We start from the raw sequence: 14,708 nt of genomic DNA on the forward strand, positions 1-14,708 counted from the left end.
GACAAGTCGCGCCGCGCGGCGGCCATCCTAGCACGGTTCCGTCGCAGATTTGTGCCAGACCAAGGCCCTAAGCCGGCGGGGACTGGCGGCCGTTGCCGGCGGTCGCCATCGCCACTCGCGAGACCGTGGCCGCCGCCGGTGCCGACTGCGCCGTCGGCGACTGCCGCGGGCCATGTTCGCCCATGTTTCGAGGCTCTCTTGACCGGGCATCGGGACCTCTGGACCTGGCACTCTGGGCTTGGGAGCTGAAGTCATGACCGCGGCAGGTCGAAGCTAGTGGCGGTGAAAGCTGCCCGCCCTACGCCCCCAGCGTCGGCTCCGTATTCACCTCCAGCGCCTCTTCCGCCTCATCCTCGTCGCCAAGCACCTCGCCGTTCACGCCCAGCGGCCGGCCGATCCAGATCGGGTCGACCAGGTGGTCGCGCTTGGGGTTGGTGGTGTTGGGGTGGATGAGGATGCTCAGGCCGCCGTGGTTCAGCATCAGCCACGGCACGAGCGAGGCGAAAAGCTCGGTTGCGAACGAGACCTGGTACATCGCCTGCTGATGCGGGCCGACCGGCTCGTCGCGCCAGTTGCCCAGGCGCACGCGGAAACGTTCGCCGATGCGCAGGCGCAGCCATTCGGCATGGTGCCGCTCGGCCGGCCCGGCGTAGTAGATATGGGCGTGATAGCTGGCGATCTCGGCGATCGGCCTGACTTCGTTCATCGCGATGCTCCCTTTCGATGATTTTTGCACCCGGCGGAACTGTAGCCGAGGTGCAGGCGCCTTGTCTGCAACCGGTCCCCCGCGGTTCAGGAAGGCAATCGCGCCACGGCAGCGCCAGCCCCCGCTCCGTCTCGGCTTCGCCGAGCCACCTCGTCCCCCAACGTTGTGGGGGCGAGGAACCCAAGCTTTCCCGGGGCGCGGCCTCGGCGGTTGGCGTTTCCTCTCCCCCATGAAATGGGGGAGAGGTGGATCGGCGCGCAGCGCCGAGACGGAGCGGGAGAGTAGCATCTGCGATTGCCTGTCCGCGGCCGCGGAAACGCGGCCTATGCGGTGCCTTTTTTCGAGAAGACCAAATAGCCGAGATTGGGGCCGATGTCCCTTGCGCGCTAAATCACCGCGGTGACCGTCCCCGCCGCATTGAGGCGACAGTCGACACGCGCCTGCCTGACTTCAATGCCGCCTTGCCTTTCATAGTCTATGCGCACCGCGATCGGGGCGTTGAGTCCGCTTTGAGCTCGACGCGCGGGACCTGCGCTTGCCGCGTACACACGCACGGCGCCAAGGGGCTTCGCGGCGTTCATTATCGCCGCGTGACAGGCGCGCACCACGGCAGCCGGCGTGCCGGGTATCGCTTTCAGAGGTGACAGGACCGCAAACGGATGCCCCTCGGCGAGCCGCCGGAGGTTACCGTTGCCGGAAGGCCGCAGCGCGGGAGGCAGAGTGATGGATTGTGCCGCGGTCCTGGCAAAAGCGGGGGCTGTCGTGACTGCGGCCGGGCGCCGGGCAGAATGAGCCCGTCCTCTTTGGGCGGAAGGATGGTCGCCCACACGGGCGCCCGCAGACACGCCCGCGCCTTTGCCGCCCATTTTGCCGCCGGCACTGGCGCCGGGTGATCCGCCGCCGCTGGCCGATGCGCCAGCGTTTGCGCCACCGACACCGTCGGCGCTCGCGCCCACCCCCGCCGACACGCCTTGCGAACCGGCGCTCAATCCAGCGCTGGCCCCGACACCGCCAACCGTGCCGCCTACGCCGACGTCGACAGCCGAGGCAGGTCCGATCGTGATCCCGATCACCAAGGCAGCTGCGACGTATTTCTTCATGGCCATACCTCCCCGCGGTATCGTTGCGGGTCGCTGCTCTTCACGGGTCCTGCTTCAGTGGTCGCGTCGGCAGCAAGGCGGCGGGAAGAGCTATGGTCGCCAACAGATCGGGTTGCGGCGACTTTTGCAGCTTAACCCTCTGCCTGTCCGGCGCCCTATTCGCAGACGCGGAGCGCTCCGACATGCTTGCATGCCGCCTTGCGGGGACAGTCGCTTTGGGTATGCGCTTCATGCTCACCGGGCGATGCTCCGCCTTGACGATGCCAGTTGCCTGCCGCGCTGCATTGAGGCTGCGGGCCAGGCCGATAGATCTTTCGCGCTCTTGTTCCAACGCCGCGCTCAACGCTGCCGCGGCCTCTCTTGACGCGTCGCGTTCCTTGCGCACGCTGTCGAGATCCCGCGCGGCGGCATCCGCCCTTCGGCGTTCCAGCGCCAGCGCCTCGCCGGTCTGCTTCAATGCGGCCTCGGCCGCCTGGCGGTCCTTTATGGCGTCGGCCTGCTCGATCGCGGCCTGAGCTGCGCCTGTCTTCAGATCCTCGGCGGCCCGGCGGGACGCGGCGAGTTGCTGTTCAAGGAGCTCAGCCCTGTGCCGCTCCTCATCAAGCGCTCGCTGAACAGCAACCTGAGAGGCCTCTGCCGAGCGACCCGCTTTAAGCATGGCGGCCTTTTCATTGTCCCAGACAATGGCCCTGGCCTTGAAGCCTTCGATAACGCGCCGCGCCGCCTCCAGATCGAGCGCGAGCGCTTTGGCTTTCTGCCGCTGCTTTTGCAGGTCTTGTGCCTGTTTGGCCGCCTTGTCGGCCACTGCATGCGCCTCGGCGCTTGCGTCGCGCGCGTTGCGCTGCATGACGTCCAGCGCCGCTCGTGCCGCCGCCAATTCGCGGCGCAAAGCCTGCTCATGCTCGCCAGGCCACGTCTGCGCAGCTTGCTCGGGTGCTCCTGGCGCCGTGGGCGCCATATCTGCGGACGCTGCTTGCTCGCCTTGGGATCCCACGGAACCTGTCGTTTCCGCGGCCGGTTTAAGGATGCGCTGGACGATCGTCTCCGGCCGCTCGGACAGGCCACTCCTGGCTTGCAGGCGATCGGCAATCATCTTTGCCAATTCGTCCGTACGCAGGCCTGCAGCGGCAATGCTCCCGATATTTGGAAGATCAAGCCTGCCGGTCGAGTCGATGCCGAAGTCTCGGTTGAGCTGCAACCCCTCCACAACGCCGCCGCGCAGCGCGGTCCAGTGCCAAACGTGCAGTTCGATCCTGTCTCCTGGGCCTAGTATGTCGTCAACCGTCGACTGGCTCCTCGCCGGAAGTCCCAGCAGCAGAATGAGGCATAGCGAAATGAGACAAAGCGCGGAGGTGCAGCCCCTGCCGCGCATTCCAAGGAGTGAACTGGAAACCCGTCGCCCAATGAAGGTGGAGTCACGATGGATGCATGCTGACTGGGTGCCCTGTACATGGTTCATCACTGAACCCCACCGGCTGCGCGCCCCTCACCGCCATCTACGATCCGTAAACCCGTGCTCGGCGGCTGGATGCCGCACCAAAGACCCATGATAGAAAAGCACTATCTCGGCAACGCCAAGTACCGCAAAAGGCTTAGGGGACCGTCACCTTTTAACTTTGTGATTATCGATCCGACGTGGGCGGCCATGGCATGTGTTGAGCTCGCCCACCGCGCCGTTAAGGGGTAACTTGCAAATTGGTTTTGCCTAATGTGCGGTCGTGTCTGCGGCCGAGTAGATCGCGCCGTCCCCTCACCCTGGCCCTCGGCGCCGCCGCCCGCTCCCCCACAGAGCCCGCGCGACCAGGCCCCGCGTCCTCCTGCGCGGAATAAGCTCCACGTCGCTGACCAGCTTCGCCCCGCCCTCGCGCCGCTCGAGGGTGATCTTGCGGCTGTGAAACGCTTCCAGCTCGGCGCGGTGGGCGACGCTGATGATGGTCACCTTGGGCAAGGCGCGGATCACCGTCTGCATCATCCTGTCCTGGCTCTTCTCGTCGAGCGCCGAGGTCGCTTCGTCCAGCACGACGATGTCGGGGCAATGCAGAAGCAGGCGCGCGAAAGCGAGGCGCTGCTTTTCGCCGCCGGAGAGCGTCTGGTCCCAGGGCGCGTCTTCCTCCAGCCGGTCTTTCAGGTATGCGAGGCCGACCTTGTCGAGGGCTGCATTGATCTTCTTGACCGCCCAGTTGTCGGCGGAGGCGGGATAGGCGACCGCGCGGCGCAGCGTGCCGGTGGGGATGTAGGGGCGCTGCGGTAGCATGAACAGCCGCCTGTCGGCGTGGAAATTGACGCTGCCACCGCCCCAAGGCCACAGGCCCGCGATCGCCCGCACCAGCGTCGACTTGCCGGTACCGGATTCGCCGGCCACCAGCACGCGCTCGCCCGGCTCGATCTCGACCTCGGTCTCCTTGACCACGCCGGTGCCGTCGTTGAGCGTAACGGAGAGATCGTCGAGCGAGAGCATCGCACCGTTTTCCGTCTTGCCATGCCTGATGCGGCCGAAGGCCTCGCTCCGTTCGGCGCGCTCCAGCCCGTCGAGCGACATCATCAGCGAGGCGATGCGGCGCGCCGAGGCGTTCCAGTCGGCAAGGCGAGGATAGTTGTCGACCAGCCAGCCGAACGCGCCCTGCACGATGGCGAAGGCAGACGCGGCCTGCATGACCTCGCCAAGCGACATCGAGCCTTCGAGGAATTTCGGCGCGCACAAAAGCACCGGCACCACCGGCGCGAACAGGCTCGCCCCCTGCGACACCACCGCCGTGCGCATGTGCTGTCCCGTCAGCAGCGCCCATTGCCTCAGCACATGGCCGAAAGTCCTGTCGATGCCGCTGCGCTCCTCCTCCTCGCCGCCGAGGAGCGCGATGCTCTCGCCGTTCTCGCGCACACGCGTCAGCACGTAGCGGAATTCGGCTTCGGCCTGGTTCTTCACCTCGGAGAGCCGCACGAAATGGCGGCCGATGACCACCATCGAGGTTGAGGTGATGGCGGCATAGATGACCGCGGTGACGACGAGGAAGCCGGGAATGGTTACGCTCGCGCCGCCGAACGGCAAGGTCAGCGCACCGCCGATCGTCCACAGCACCACGATGAAGGTCGAGGCCGACAGGAAGGCGTTGAGCACGCCGGAAATGAAATCGACGGGCGCGTCGGTGGCGATCCGCAAATCTTCCGTCAGACGGGCTTCGGGATTGGTGTGGTCGCCAGCGACGAGGTTCAGCTGATAGTAGCGGCCGTGGGCCAGCCAGCGCGCGATGACGCCGGTGGTGAGCCAGGAGCGCCAGCGGCGCTGGATCGTCATACGCAGGTAAACCTGCGCGACGACCAGGCTGGCGCTTCCGGCCACCAGCGGCAGGAAAATAGCGCTCAGCATATAGACGGTGCGGACGTTGCGCTGCTCGATGGCGTCGAAGAAGGCGCGGTTCCAGACGTTGATGCCGTACTGGAAGCCGACATTGACGACGATCAGAACCAGCAGCAGAACCGTGAACGGCCAGGCGAGCCGGTCGCCGTGCTGGCCCCAATAGCCTCGCCCGCTGATCCAGAAACGCCGCAGAAGGTATTTCTTGCGCGCCTGCTCGGCCGCTTGCGGCGTCAGCTCGGGATCCGGCTCGACGGACTCGGGCGGGGGCGGCGCGGCCTGGCCGTTGACCTCGGGCACGGCTTCGGCGGGCGGCTCCCTCTCGCCACTTGTTTTCCCTGCGCTTGGCTTCTTTGGGCCCGATTTCCTTGGTGAGGTCGACTCTTCCGGGCGCCGCTTCGGTTCGCGTGCTTCGTCTTGGCGCGACGTCTCTTCGCGCGCCTTGCGGGCATCGCGCGGTTTGGCGGCGTCGGTCGGTTTCGGTTTGAATTCAGCCTCTGACATCAGCCGACAACGGCTTAAAATTCAGAAGGTTTCACCGCGCACGCGGATGCATCGCTCCGAGCCAGGTCATCCGACCGGTCGGACAGTCGCGAATGGCCGCGATTCCAGACCTCACCTCATCCGGCGAAGCCGCGGCGCGCGGCGGCCATGCCTTCCCACATCAGCTTCAGGCCGAGCGCGCCGACGACGGCGCCGGCGGCGCGGTCGATCCAGTGCTTGGTGCCGAGATAGGCCGCGCGCGGCCGGCTGGCGGAAAAGGCGAAGGCGACGATGGCGTACCAGGCGAATTCGTTGAGGAAGAGCAGCGGCGGCAGCACGAAGAGCATCCAGAGCGGCGGCGATGCCGGCAGCATGGCCGCGAACATCGAGGCGTAGAAGATAGCGGTCTTGGGATTGGCGAGCTGCACCAGAAGCGCGCGGCGCAGCGCCCGCCAGAACGAGCCGGCGCGCGCCGATGCATCGCTGGCGATCTCGATCGGCTCATTCGCGCCGCGCCAGATCTTGATGCCGATCCACAACAAATAGGCGCCGCCGGCGATGCGCAGGACAATGTCCAGCCAGGCGACCTGGACGAGCAGCGCCGTCAGGCCGGCCATGGCGATGGTGGCGAAGATGAAGCCGCCGATGCCCATGCCGATCGCCGCCGCCAGGCCGTCGGCGCGCTCGCCGGCCACCGCGATGCGCGAGACGACGACGAAGCTCGGCCCGGGGCTCATCGCTCCCAGCAGGAAAACGCCAAGGATGGACAGGATGGTTGCAAGCTCGGTCAAGGCTCTTCTCCCAGGTCGATGTCGGTCGCCGCGCAAACAATGCACGCGCCGTGCGCCTTGTCACTCCCTGGTGGCCTCATCCACCTGGCTGGAAGAGCCTGTTCCTTCCAGTTCCTGGCAATTGGGATTTCGCCGAGGGTCCGCGGCAGCCCCAAAAACAAAACAAGGCGCCATCCGCAGATTCATAGGCGTACGGCCGCATCGCCAATCCCGCCAAAGCCCAATCCCACACCTTCGAGGTCTTGACGAAAATTGGCCGGCCTGTTTGAGACGGGGGGCAAATGGGACATTTGCTCAATGCGGCGACGAGCAAGCGGGGGCAAGCTGTGACGGGCGTGTTTCGATTGCTTGCGGCGCTGGTCATGACGTTCGCCGTGGCCGGGTGCACCAGCATTTCCTATTACGCGCAGTCGCTGGAGGGCCATGTCGAGATCATGGCGGCGCGCAGGAATGTCGGGAAGCTGATCCGCGATCCTTCGACGCCAAAGCCATTGCGCGCCAAGTTGGCGTCGGCCGCCGCCATACGCCGCTTTGCCACCGATGAACTGGCGCTGCCCGACAACAGCAGCTACCGCAGCTATGTCGACATCGGCCGGGACAATGTGACCTATGCCGTTTTTGCCGCGCCGCAATTTTCGCTCGCGCCGGTGACATGGTGTTTTCCGGTTTTCGGCTGCGTTCCCTACCGGGGTTACTTTTCACGGAAATCCGCGACTGAAAGCGCTGCCGAACTGCAGCGACAAGGGCTGGACGTTTACGTCTCAGGCGTCACCGCATATTCCACGCTGGGCTGGTTCAGCGATCCGTTGCTCAGCACCATGCTCCGGCACGACGACACCTACATCGCCACCCTTGTCTTTCATGAACTGGCGCATCAGAAAATCTATGTGAATAACGACTCCGCCTTCAACGAGGCTTTCGCGGTTTCGGTCGAAACCAGCGGCGCCAGAAAATGGCTTCGCGCCACCGGCAACCGCGCCGGACTGCGCCGCTACGAAGCCAATCGCATACGCAGCGCCGATTTTCTCGAGCTGATAGCGAAAACCCGGGACGAGTTGAGGCAGGTCTATGGCAGTCCGCGTAGCCCGGAGCAGATGGCGGCCGCCAAAGACGCCGCAATCGACAGGCTGCGGATGCGCTACCGGCACCTGCGCGACAAGCGCTGGGCCGGATACCGCGGATACGACGCCTGGTTCGATAGCCCGATCAACAACGCAAAGCTCGCCGCGACTGCTGTCTACGGCGAGCAGGTTCCGGCGTTCCTTCACTTGTTCGACTTGTGCTCAGCCGACTATCCCAGATTCTATGCTTCCGTTCGACGGATCGCCGCCTTGCCCGCAGCTTCCCGAGCGGAGGCGTTGAAGACCGCGGCGACGTGCAATTGAGTTTGACCAGCGCAAGCCTGGCCTGTCTCGGCTTCGCCGCGCCACCTCTTCCCCAGCTTCGCCCAGGGCGACTTACCCAGGCTTTCCAAGGTTGAGATGTCAGTGGTTGGCGTTTCCTCGCTCCCATGAAATGGCGGAGAGGTGGCACGGCGCGCAGCGCCGAGACGGAGCGGGCAGCGCTGCCATATGCGATTGCCCCGTGGTTAGCCACGCGAGGCCGCGACGAAGCCGAAAAACAAAAAAAGGCCCCTTGCGGGGCCTTATCGCAACATCCTTTGCGCCCGGTCGGCGCACAGCTCCACTACTGCGTTTCACCGTTTCACGGAAACTGCGAAACGCCCTATCTCCTTATTTTTACGCAATTCCGGACGGAAAACCGCTCACACGTTCCTGGAATTGCTCTAGCTCGAAAACGCAACGGTCACGCCGCGCTGCCGAAAATAAGCCTGCATCAACTTGCGGCCCGCGCGGTTGTTGTGCGCCAACTTGGCTGGATCGAACACCGCCTGTTTCATTCCTTCGCGTGCCAGCGCCACCTTGAGCGTCGCGATATGCGCGTCGATGTCGGCATTGTCCGCCTTGAGCGAGGCATAGATGTTCTCGGTCGCCTGGGCCACGGTCGGTTCACTCACTTGTGTAGTTCCTTAATTTGGTGGAACGGCGGCTTAACACAGATTCGCGGCGCAGCGATACCGATGAGAGCACGGCGCCCGGGCCTGAAAACAAAAACAAGGCCCCGTACGGGGCCTTGTCGCAAAAGCTTCGATGGTAGACCCCTGCCCTATTTTCCGGCCAGTTGCTTGGCGTTCTCCGGCGTGATCGCGGTGGTGTCCACCGTTACGGTTGCATCCACGGAGGTCGCGCAGTCGAGCAGGATCTTCTTCGACATCTCGATCGCTTCCTTGGCGCCGGTCGGGTAAGTGAAGGTCGCCGCCCAGTCACCCTTGGCCACCGCCTCGATGCCGCCTGCCGGGCCCGGCAGGCCGTCGGTGCCGATGATCTTGACGTCCTTGCCGGCGCCCTTGGCGGCCAGCAGCGCGCCTGCCGCCATCATGTCGTTCGAGGCATAGAGCACCTTGATGTCGGGGTGCGCCTGCAGCATGGCGGAAAAGGCGGTCTGGGCTTTATCCGGAACCCAGTCGGCAGCCTGCTCGGCGACGATCTGGATCTTCGGGTTGGCCTTCACGCCTTCCTTGAAGCCGTTCAAGCGCTCCACCGCCGGGGTCGAGCTCGGCAGGCCTTCCAGCACCGCCGCCTCGCCGCCATCGGGCAAGAGTTTCGAGGCCGTGAACTTGCCGGCCTCCTCGGCGATCTTGAAATTGTCGCCGCCGATGAAGGCCGTGTAGTCCTTGCCGGGGTCGCCCACCGTCTTGCGGTCGAGCTCGATCACCGGAATGCCGGCATCCATGGCGCGCTTCACGGCGGGCGTCAGCGGTGCTGCCTCGAAGGGCGAGATCAAGAGGAGGTCGACCTTCTGGGTGATGAAATTGTCGACCTGCGAGGTCTGCGTGTTGACGTTGCCGGCGCCGTCGGCGATCTGCAGCGTGAAGCCCGGCACCTCCTTGGCGGCCGCCGTCAGCTCGTCATTGACGTGCTGGCGGTAGGGCTCGGCGTTGTTTGCCTGCGAAAAGCCGATGACGAACTGGCCGTCCTTGGCGCAGGCCTTCACCATCGGGTCGGCCGCCTGGGCCGTTCCGGCCACGCATAGGCCGGCGCCTGCCAGCAGCGCGGCCCGCAGGACGCGCGATCCTCTCAGTGTGGTTCTCATGCTCAGTCTCCTCCTCGTCTGGCCCGGGGGCCAGACCTTCGTTGCGGTTCCTGGGGTTGCTCTTTCCGAATGCTGCCGCCGGCCTCCTATCGTCCCAATCCCTCGCGGCGGCGAACAAGGGATTGAAGCACTGCCGCGAGCACGATGATCGCGGCGGTCGCGAGCAACTGCGTGGCGGGGGTGATGTTGTTGAGCTGAAGGATGTTGGCGAGCGCGCCGAGCATGATGGTGCCGGCAACGGTGCCGACCATTGAGCCCGCGCCGCCGAACAGGCTGGTGCCGCCGATGACGACGGCGGCAATGGCCGTCAATTCATAGCCCATGCCGTCATTGGCACTGCCGAAGTTGAACTGGCCGGCGTGCACGATGCCGGCAAGCGCGGAGGCAAAGCCGGTGATGGCGTAGACCGAGATCTTCACCATCGACACCGGCACGCCGGAAATGCGTGCGGCGCGCTCGTTGCCGCCGACGGCGTAGACGTAACGCCCGAAGCGCGTGGTGTTGAGCACCAGCGTGGCTAAAGCGGCAAAGATGATGAAGACGATGGTCGCCACCGGCACCGTGTTATCGAACAGGCGCTCGCCAAGCACCGCGAAGACCGGCGGCGCGAGGCCCGGTCCGTCGCCATAGGAGATGTTGATATATTGATTGCCGGAGACGATCAGCGCGAGACCCCGCGCCGCCTGCAAACCGGCAAGGGTAACGATGAAGGGCTCCAGCCGGAAGCGGGTGGAAATCGTGCCCTGGACAACGCCGAAGATGACGCCCATGGCAAGCACGGCGAGGATCGTGGAGATCAGCCCGAAGCCGCCGGAGATCATCATCGTGGCGGTCACCACCGCGGAAAGGCCAAGAACCGCGCCGACCGAGAGATCGATGCCGGCGGTGATGATGACGAAGGTCATGCCGATGGCGATGATGCCGGTCTCCGACACCGCGCGCACGATGTTGGCGATGTTGTCGGGGTTGAGGAACAGGATCTCGCCATGGCGCCGGGGAGAGAAGATGATGCCGCCGATCGCCACCAGCACCAGCCCGATCAGGCTCTGGAAACGCACGATGATGGCCAGCGGGTCGACGCGATGTTTGGGCGCCGCCGCGGGCGGGTTCGCCGCCACCGAAATCTTCTGGTCCGACATCAGGCCTCCCTGCCGTTTGCCGCAGCAAGCACGGTGTGCTCGTCGACGCCGCCGATAAATTCCGCCACATTGCGCCCCCGGCGCAGCACCACGATCCGGTCGCAGAGGCCGATCAGCTCCGGCATCTCGCTGGAGGCGACCAGAATGCCCAGTCCTTGCGCTGCAAGAGCCCGCAGGCGCGCATAGATTTCGCCTTTGGCGCCGACATCGACGCCGCGCGTCGGTTCGTCGAGCAGCAACAGCCGCGGATTGCCGAGGATTTCCTTCGCCAGCACCACCTTCTGCTGGTTGCCGCCCGACAGCGCACCGACAGCGATGTCCGGGTTCTTCGGGCGGATGTCGAACTGGCCGAAGGATTGCCCCACTGCCTCCGCCTGGCGGCGCGGCGACATCAGGCCGGCCGGCGAGATGCGCCGGATCACCGACATCACCAGGTTCAAGCCCACTGCCATCCGAAGCATCAGGCCGCTGCCGCGCCGGTCGTCGGTGACGAAGGCGATGCCGGCCTTGCGCGCCGCGCTGATGGAGGCAAGCTTCACCGGCCGGCCACCGACCGCAACCTCGCCCTGCCAGCGGCCGGCAAGTCCGGTGCCGTAGAGCGCGGAAAGCAGCTCGGTGCGCCCTGCCCCCATGATGCCGGCAAGCCCGACGATCTCGCCTTCCTTGACCTCCAGCGAAATGCCGCTCGGCGGCTGCCAGCCGGCGCTTTCGCGGGCGAGCCTGAAGCTCGCATCCTTGAGGCTGAGCAGCGTCTTGCCGGCGCTCTTGGCGCGCCCGGGATAAAGCTCGTCCAGCGGCCGGCCGACCAGCAGGCGCACCAGCTCGGCCTGCGGCGCGTGCGGCTCGGTGATGCCGGCAATTCTGCCGTCGCGCATCACCGTCACGCGGTCGGCGATATCAGGCACTTCCTCCAGCCGATGCGAGATGTAGACGATGCCGACGCCGGTCGCGGCAAGCTTCCTCATGATGTCGAACAAGCGCTCGACCTCGCCGACGGTAAGCGCGGCCGTCGGCTCGTCCATGATCAGCACGCGGGAGGCGTAGGACAGCGCCTTGACGATCGCCACCACCTGGCGCTGGCCGATCGAGAGGTCGGCGACGAGGCGCGCGGGGTCGATGGCGAGCTCGATCGCTTCCAGCCGCCGTTTCGCCTCGCGGCGCATCGCCGGCATGTCGAGCATGCCGCCCGGCCGCATCAGCTCGCGACCGAGGAAGAGGTTCGCCGCGACGTCGAGCGAGGGCACGAGATCGAGTTCCTGGAAGATGGTGGCGATGCCGGCGCCTTGAGCCTCGCGCGGATTGCTGAAGGTGACCGGCCTGCCGTCGATGCGGATCTCGCCCTCGTCCGGCGTGTAGACGCCCGACAGAAGGTTCATCAGCGTCGACTTGCCGGCGCCGTTCTCCCCGAGCAGCGCATGGATCTCGCCAGCCTTGAGGTCGAAGTCGACACCGCGCAGCGCCTGCACCCCGCCGAAGTGTTTCACCGCGCCCGTGACGGAAAGCAGCGGCGCGCTCATTCCGGCCTCGCGTGGGCCGACCTCGCCTGGGCGGACCTCGCCTGGGCCGACCTCGTGTCGGACGGCCTCGTTTGGGCCGGCCTCGCGCAGGATTGGCGTGCCTTGAGCGTCGCCTGCAGGCGCACGGCGTGGGGTGCCGCGTCACTCGAGGCGATGCGGGCGCTAAGCAGCGCCGCCGCCTGGCGGCCGATCTCGGTGCAGGGCTGCTCGACCAGCGTCAGGCGCGGCTCGAAGCAATCGGCCCATTCGAAATCGTCGAAGCCGACCAGCGAGAGGTCGCGCGGGATCGATAGACCTTTCTCGCGGATGGCGCGGACTGCCCCGATCGTCGTCATGTTGTTGCCGGTGACCAATGCGGTTGGCGGCGCGGGCAGCGAAAGGATCGCATGCGTCGATGCCGTGGCGCTCGCCGTGTCGACATTCTCGGGCGAGACATAGTGCGGCGGGCATTCAAGTCCATTGGCGGCCAGCGACGCGCGGAAGGCGTCGACGCGCTCGCGCGTGGTGGCCAGCCCTGGCTGACCGGCGATGTAACCGATGCGCCGGTGGCCGAAGGAGGCGACATGGTCGATCAGGGCGCGCATCGCCGTCTCGTTCTCGACGCCGATCTGGTCGAAGCGGTCGTCGGCGAAGCGGTCGATCAAAACGCAAGGCAGCTTCTTTTCGGCAAGATAGGCAATCGCTCGCTCAGGCGCGCCGGAGGGCGCCAGGATAACGCCGTCGACACGGCGCTGGTGGAAGGCGCGCACCACAGACAACTCGCGGTCGGGGTCTTCCTGCGTGTCGGAGAGAAACACCATCAGGCCGAGCCGCGCGCATTCGGCCTCGACCGCGCAGATGATGTCGGTGAAATAAGGATTGGAGATCGCCGAGATGGCGAGCCCGACGCTGTTGGTCGAGGCGACTTTGAGCGAGCGCGCCAATTCGTTGGGCTGGTAGCCCATGGCGGCGATGGCGTCGTTGATGAGCTGCGCCTTCTCGGGCGAGACGAAGCGGGTGCGGTTGACGACATGCGAGACGGTCGAAACCGAGACGCCGGCGCGGCGCGCGACCTCAGCCATTGTCGGCATGACGGCTCTTATGGAGTGCCCGCAAGCTCTCCTCCCTGAATTGCGTTTCCCGTCCGCTCTGCGGCGGATCTGATGAAACCATAGAGACATCGAAACGTTTGCGCAATCGATTCGATAGATGCTCATGACAGATTTTTGCCACGGGCGGAAAAGTCCTAAATCAGGAGGTGAAAGCGAGCCAGGCGGTGCCGGCAAGAAGCGTCAGCAATGTCAGCGGCAGTCCGACCTTGAAGAAGGCCGTGAAGGCCAATTCCTTGCCGGCCGCTTTTGCCTGTTCGGCGACGATGAGGTTGGCGACCGAGCCGAGCAGCGTGAAATTGCCGGCAAGCGTCGAGCTCATCGCGACCACCAGCCAGGCGCGCTCGGGGTTTTCCAGGCCGGGAATGAAGGGCCGCAGCGCCAGCACCGCCGGCACATTGCTCATGATGTTGGAAAGCACGGCGGTGAAGCCGGAGAGCCGCCAGACATCGTCGAGCCCGATGGTCTTTGCCCAGGCGATCATGTCGGGGGTGAGCAGCGTCTTTTCAGCGCCCGCCACAACCACAAACAGGCCTGCGAACATGAAGAGCAGCGGTCCGTCGATCTCGCGGTAGATGCGATGCGGCTTGATCGCCCGGGTGACGAGCAGGAAGGCGCCGGCGATCAGCGCCGCCTTGGCGACGGGGACAGCAGCGAAGAAGGCTATCGCCAGCGCGACGCAGACAATGGTCGCCTTCAGCACCTGGCCGGGCAGCATGCGGCCGCGATAGACCTCGAGGCTGAGTTCGGTGGGCCGCGAAAATTCAACGCGATAGACGAAGCGCACGATTACAATGACGGCAACAAGGCCGAACAGCGCGACGGGTGCAAGCGCCGCGGCGAAGGCGGGATAGGAAATGCCGGACAGCGCGCCGATGACCATGTTCTGCGGATTACCGGTGATGGTGGCGACGCTGCCGCAATTGGAGGCGGTGCAGGTGGCGATAAGATAGGGAACCGGGTTGCGTTTGATGACGCGGGTAACGTGGACGACGATCGGTGCCATCACCAGGCAGATCGCATCATTGACCAGGAAGGCCGAGAGCACCCCGGTCAGCACCGTCACCATGATGAGCAGCATGAAGGGCGCATGCGCATGTTCGATGGCAAAGCCGCCGAGCGCGCGGAAGGCGCCGGACACTTTCAGATGCGCCACCACGATCATCATGCCGAGAAGCAGCGTGATGGTGTCGAAGTTTATGGCGCCGTAGGCGTCCTCGATGCTGATCGCGCCGACGGCGATCATGGCCGCGCCGCCAAGCAGCGCGATGCCGGCGCGATCGAGCCTGAGGCCCGGAATGCGGCCTACGGCGACGCCGGCATAGGTAGCTACCAGGATGAAAAGCGCGCTCGCGCCGGTCCACGTCACTGCGAGATCC

12 protein-coding genes are annotated in these 14,708 nt (G+C 65.4%); 1 reads left to right on the forward strand and 11 read right to left on the reverse strand.

Translation table 11 applies throughout. The annotated features are described in order from the left end of the window. Positions 1-298 precede the first annotated feature (298 nt). The 5 genes from EN874_RS06245 to EN874_RS06265 form a co-directional block, all read right to left on the reverse strand. Positions 299-706 carry a DOPA 4,5-dioxygenase family protein gene (locus tag EN874_RS06245; protein WP_127424464.1) on the reverse strand — a complete coding sequence of 136 codons (408 nt, stop codon included), beginning with the start codon at positions 704-706 and terminating at the stop codon, positions 299-301. 386 nt (positions 707-1,092) lie between these two features. Beyond that, entirely contained in the window at positions 1,093-1,806 is a 714-nt protein-coding gene (locus tag EN874_RS06250; RefSeq protein WP_127424465.1) for a hypothetical protein, read from the reverse strand. A 40-nt stretch (positions 1,807-1,846) separates the two neighbouring features. Further along, a complete protein-coding gene (locus tag EN874_RS06255) occupies positions 1,847-3,265 on the reverse strand; it encodes a polysaccharide biosynthesis/export family protein (RefSeq protein ID WP_127424466.1) in 1,419 nt (472 codons plus the stop codon). Between the two features lie 291 nt (positions 3,266-3,556). Continuing rightward, positions 3,557-5,662 carry an ABC transporter ATP-binding protein/permease gene (locus EN874_RS06260; protein ID WP_127424467.1) on the reverse strand — a complete coding sequence of 702 codons (2,106 nt, stop codon included), beginning with the start codon at positions 5,660-5,662 and terminating at the stop codon, positions 3,557-3,559. Positions 5,663-5,778: 116 nt separating this feature from the next. Then, a complete protein-coding gene (locus EN874_RS06265; RefSeq protein WP_168247393.1) occupies positions 5,779-6,378 on the reverse strand; it encodes a LysE family transporter in 600 nt (199 codons plus the stop codon). Positions 6,379-6,794: 416 nt separating this feature from the next. On the opposite strand from EN874_RS06265, the gene EN874_RS06270 reads away from it, so the two are divergent. Next, positions 6,795-7,817: an aminopeptidase gene (locus EN874_RS06270; RefSeq protein ID WP_127424549.1), complete on the forward strand. Its 1,023-nt coding sequence runs from the start codon at positions 6,795-6,797 to the stop codon at positions 7,815-7,817. A gap of 401 nt (positions 7,818-8,218) precedes the next feature. Here the strand turns inward: EN874_RS06270 and EN874_RS06275 are convergent, their stop codons facing one another. The 6 genes from EN874_RS06275 to EN874_RS06300 form a co-directional block, all read right to left on the reverse strand. After that, entirely contained in the window at positions 8,219-8,449 is a 231-nt protein-coding gene (locus EN874_RS06275; protein WP_127424469.1) for a hypothetical protein, read from the reverse strand. Between the two features lie 149 nt (positions 8,450-8,598). Then, positions 8,599-9,585, reverse strand: a complete 987-nt coding sequence (locus EN874_RS06280; protein WP_127424470.1) for a substrate-binding domain-containing protein — start codon at positions 9,583-9,585, stop codon at positions 8,599-8,601. A gap of 86 nt (positions 9,586-9,671) precedes the next feature. Then, positions 9,672-10,724 (reverse strand): ABC transporter permease, encoded by a 1,053-nt coding sequence (locus EN874_RS06285; RefSeq protein WP_126084559.1) that lies wholly within the window; start codon positions 10,722-10,724, stop codon positions 9,672-9,674. Then, positions 10,724-12,241, reverse strand: a complete 1,518-nt coding sequence (locus EN874_RS06290; RefSeq protein ID WP_127424471.1) for a sugar ABC transporter ATP-binding protein — start codon at positions 12,239-12,241, stop codon at positions 10,724-10,726. The genes EN874_RS06285 and EN874_RS06290 overlap by 1 nt, the downstream gene beginning before the upstream one ends. Then, positions 12,238-13,311, reverse strand: a complete 1,074-nt coding sequence (locus tag EN874_RS06295) for a LacI family DNA-binding transcriptional regulator (protein WP_127424472.1) — start codon at positions 13,309-13,311, stop codon at positions 12,238-12,240. The genes EN874_RS06290 and EN874_RS06295 overlap by 4 nt, the downstream gene beginning before the upstream one ends. A 160-nt stretch (positions 13,312-13,471) precedes the next feature. After that, positions 13,472-14,698: an anion transporter gene (locus EN874_RS06300; protein ID WP_127424473.1), complete on the reverse strand. Its 1,227-nt coding sequence runs from the start codon at positions 14,696-14,698 to the stop codon at positions 13,472-13,474. Positions 14,699-14,708 lie beyond the last annotated feature (10 nt).

The organism is Mesorhizobium sp. M1D.F.Ca.ET.231.01.1.1 (assembly GCF_003999155.2).
Lineage (GTDB): Bacteria > Pseudomonadota > Alphaproteobacteria > Rhizobiales > Rhizobiaceae > Mesorhizobium.

What these genes read in the sequence shown, in the direction of transcription:
- EN874_RS06245 (WP_127424464.1), bottom strand. Translation starts at nt 706, where the DNA reads ATGAACGAAGTCAGGCCGATCGCCGAGATCGCCAGCTATCACGCCCAT.
- EN874_RS06250 (WP_127424465.1), bottom strand. Translation starts at nt 1,806, where the DNA reads ATGAAGAAATACGTCGCAGCTGCCTTGGTGATCGGGATCACGATCGGA.
- EN874_RS06255 (WP_127424466.1), bottom strand. Translation starts at nt 3,265, where the DNA reads ATGAACCATGTACAGGGCACCCAGTCAGCATGCATCCATCGTGACTCC.
- EN874_RS06260 (WP_127424467.1), bottom strand. Translation starts at nt 5,662, where the DNA reads ATGTCAGAGGCTGAATTCAAACCGAAACCGACCGACGCCGCCAAACCG.
- EN874_RS06265 (WP_168247393.1), bottom strand. Translation starts at nt 6,378, where the DNA reads ATGAGCCCCGGGCCGAGCTTCGTCGTCGTCTCGCGCATCGCGGTGGCC.
- EN874_RS06270 (WP_127424549.1), top strand. Translation starts at nt 6,795, where the DNA reads ATGACGTTCGCCGTGGCCGGGTGCACCAGCATTTCCTATTACGCGCAG.
- EN874_RS06280 (WP_127424470.1), bottom strand. Translation starts at nt 9,585, where the DNA reads ATGAGAACCACACTGAGAGGATCGCGCGTCCTGCGGGCCGCGCTGCTG.
- EN874_RS06285 (WP_126084559.1), bottom strand. Translation starts at nt 10,724, where the DNA reads ATGTCGGACCAGAAGATTTCGGTGGCGGCGAACCCGCCCGCGGCGGCG.
- EN874_RS06290 (WP_127424471.1), bottom strand. Translation starts at nt 12,241, where the DNA reads ATGAGCGCGCCGCTGCTTTCCGTCACGGGCGCGGTGAAACACTTCGGC.
- EN874_RS06295 (WP_127424472.1), bottom strand. Translation starts at nt 13,311, where the DNA reads ATGCCGACAATGGCTGAGGTCGCGCGCCGCGCCGGCGTCTCGGTTTCG.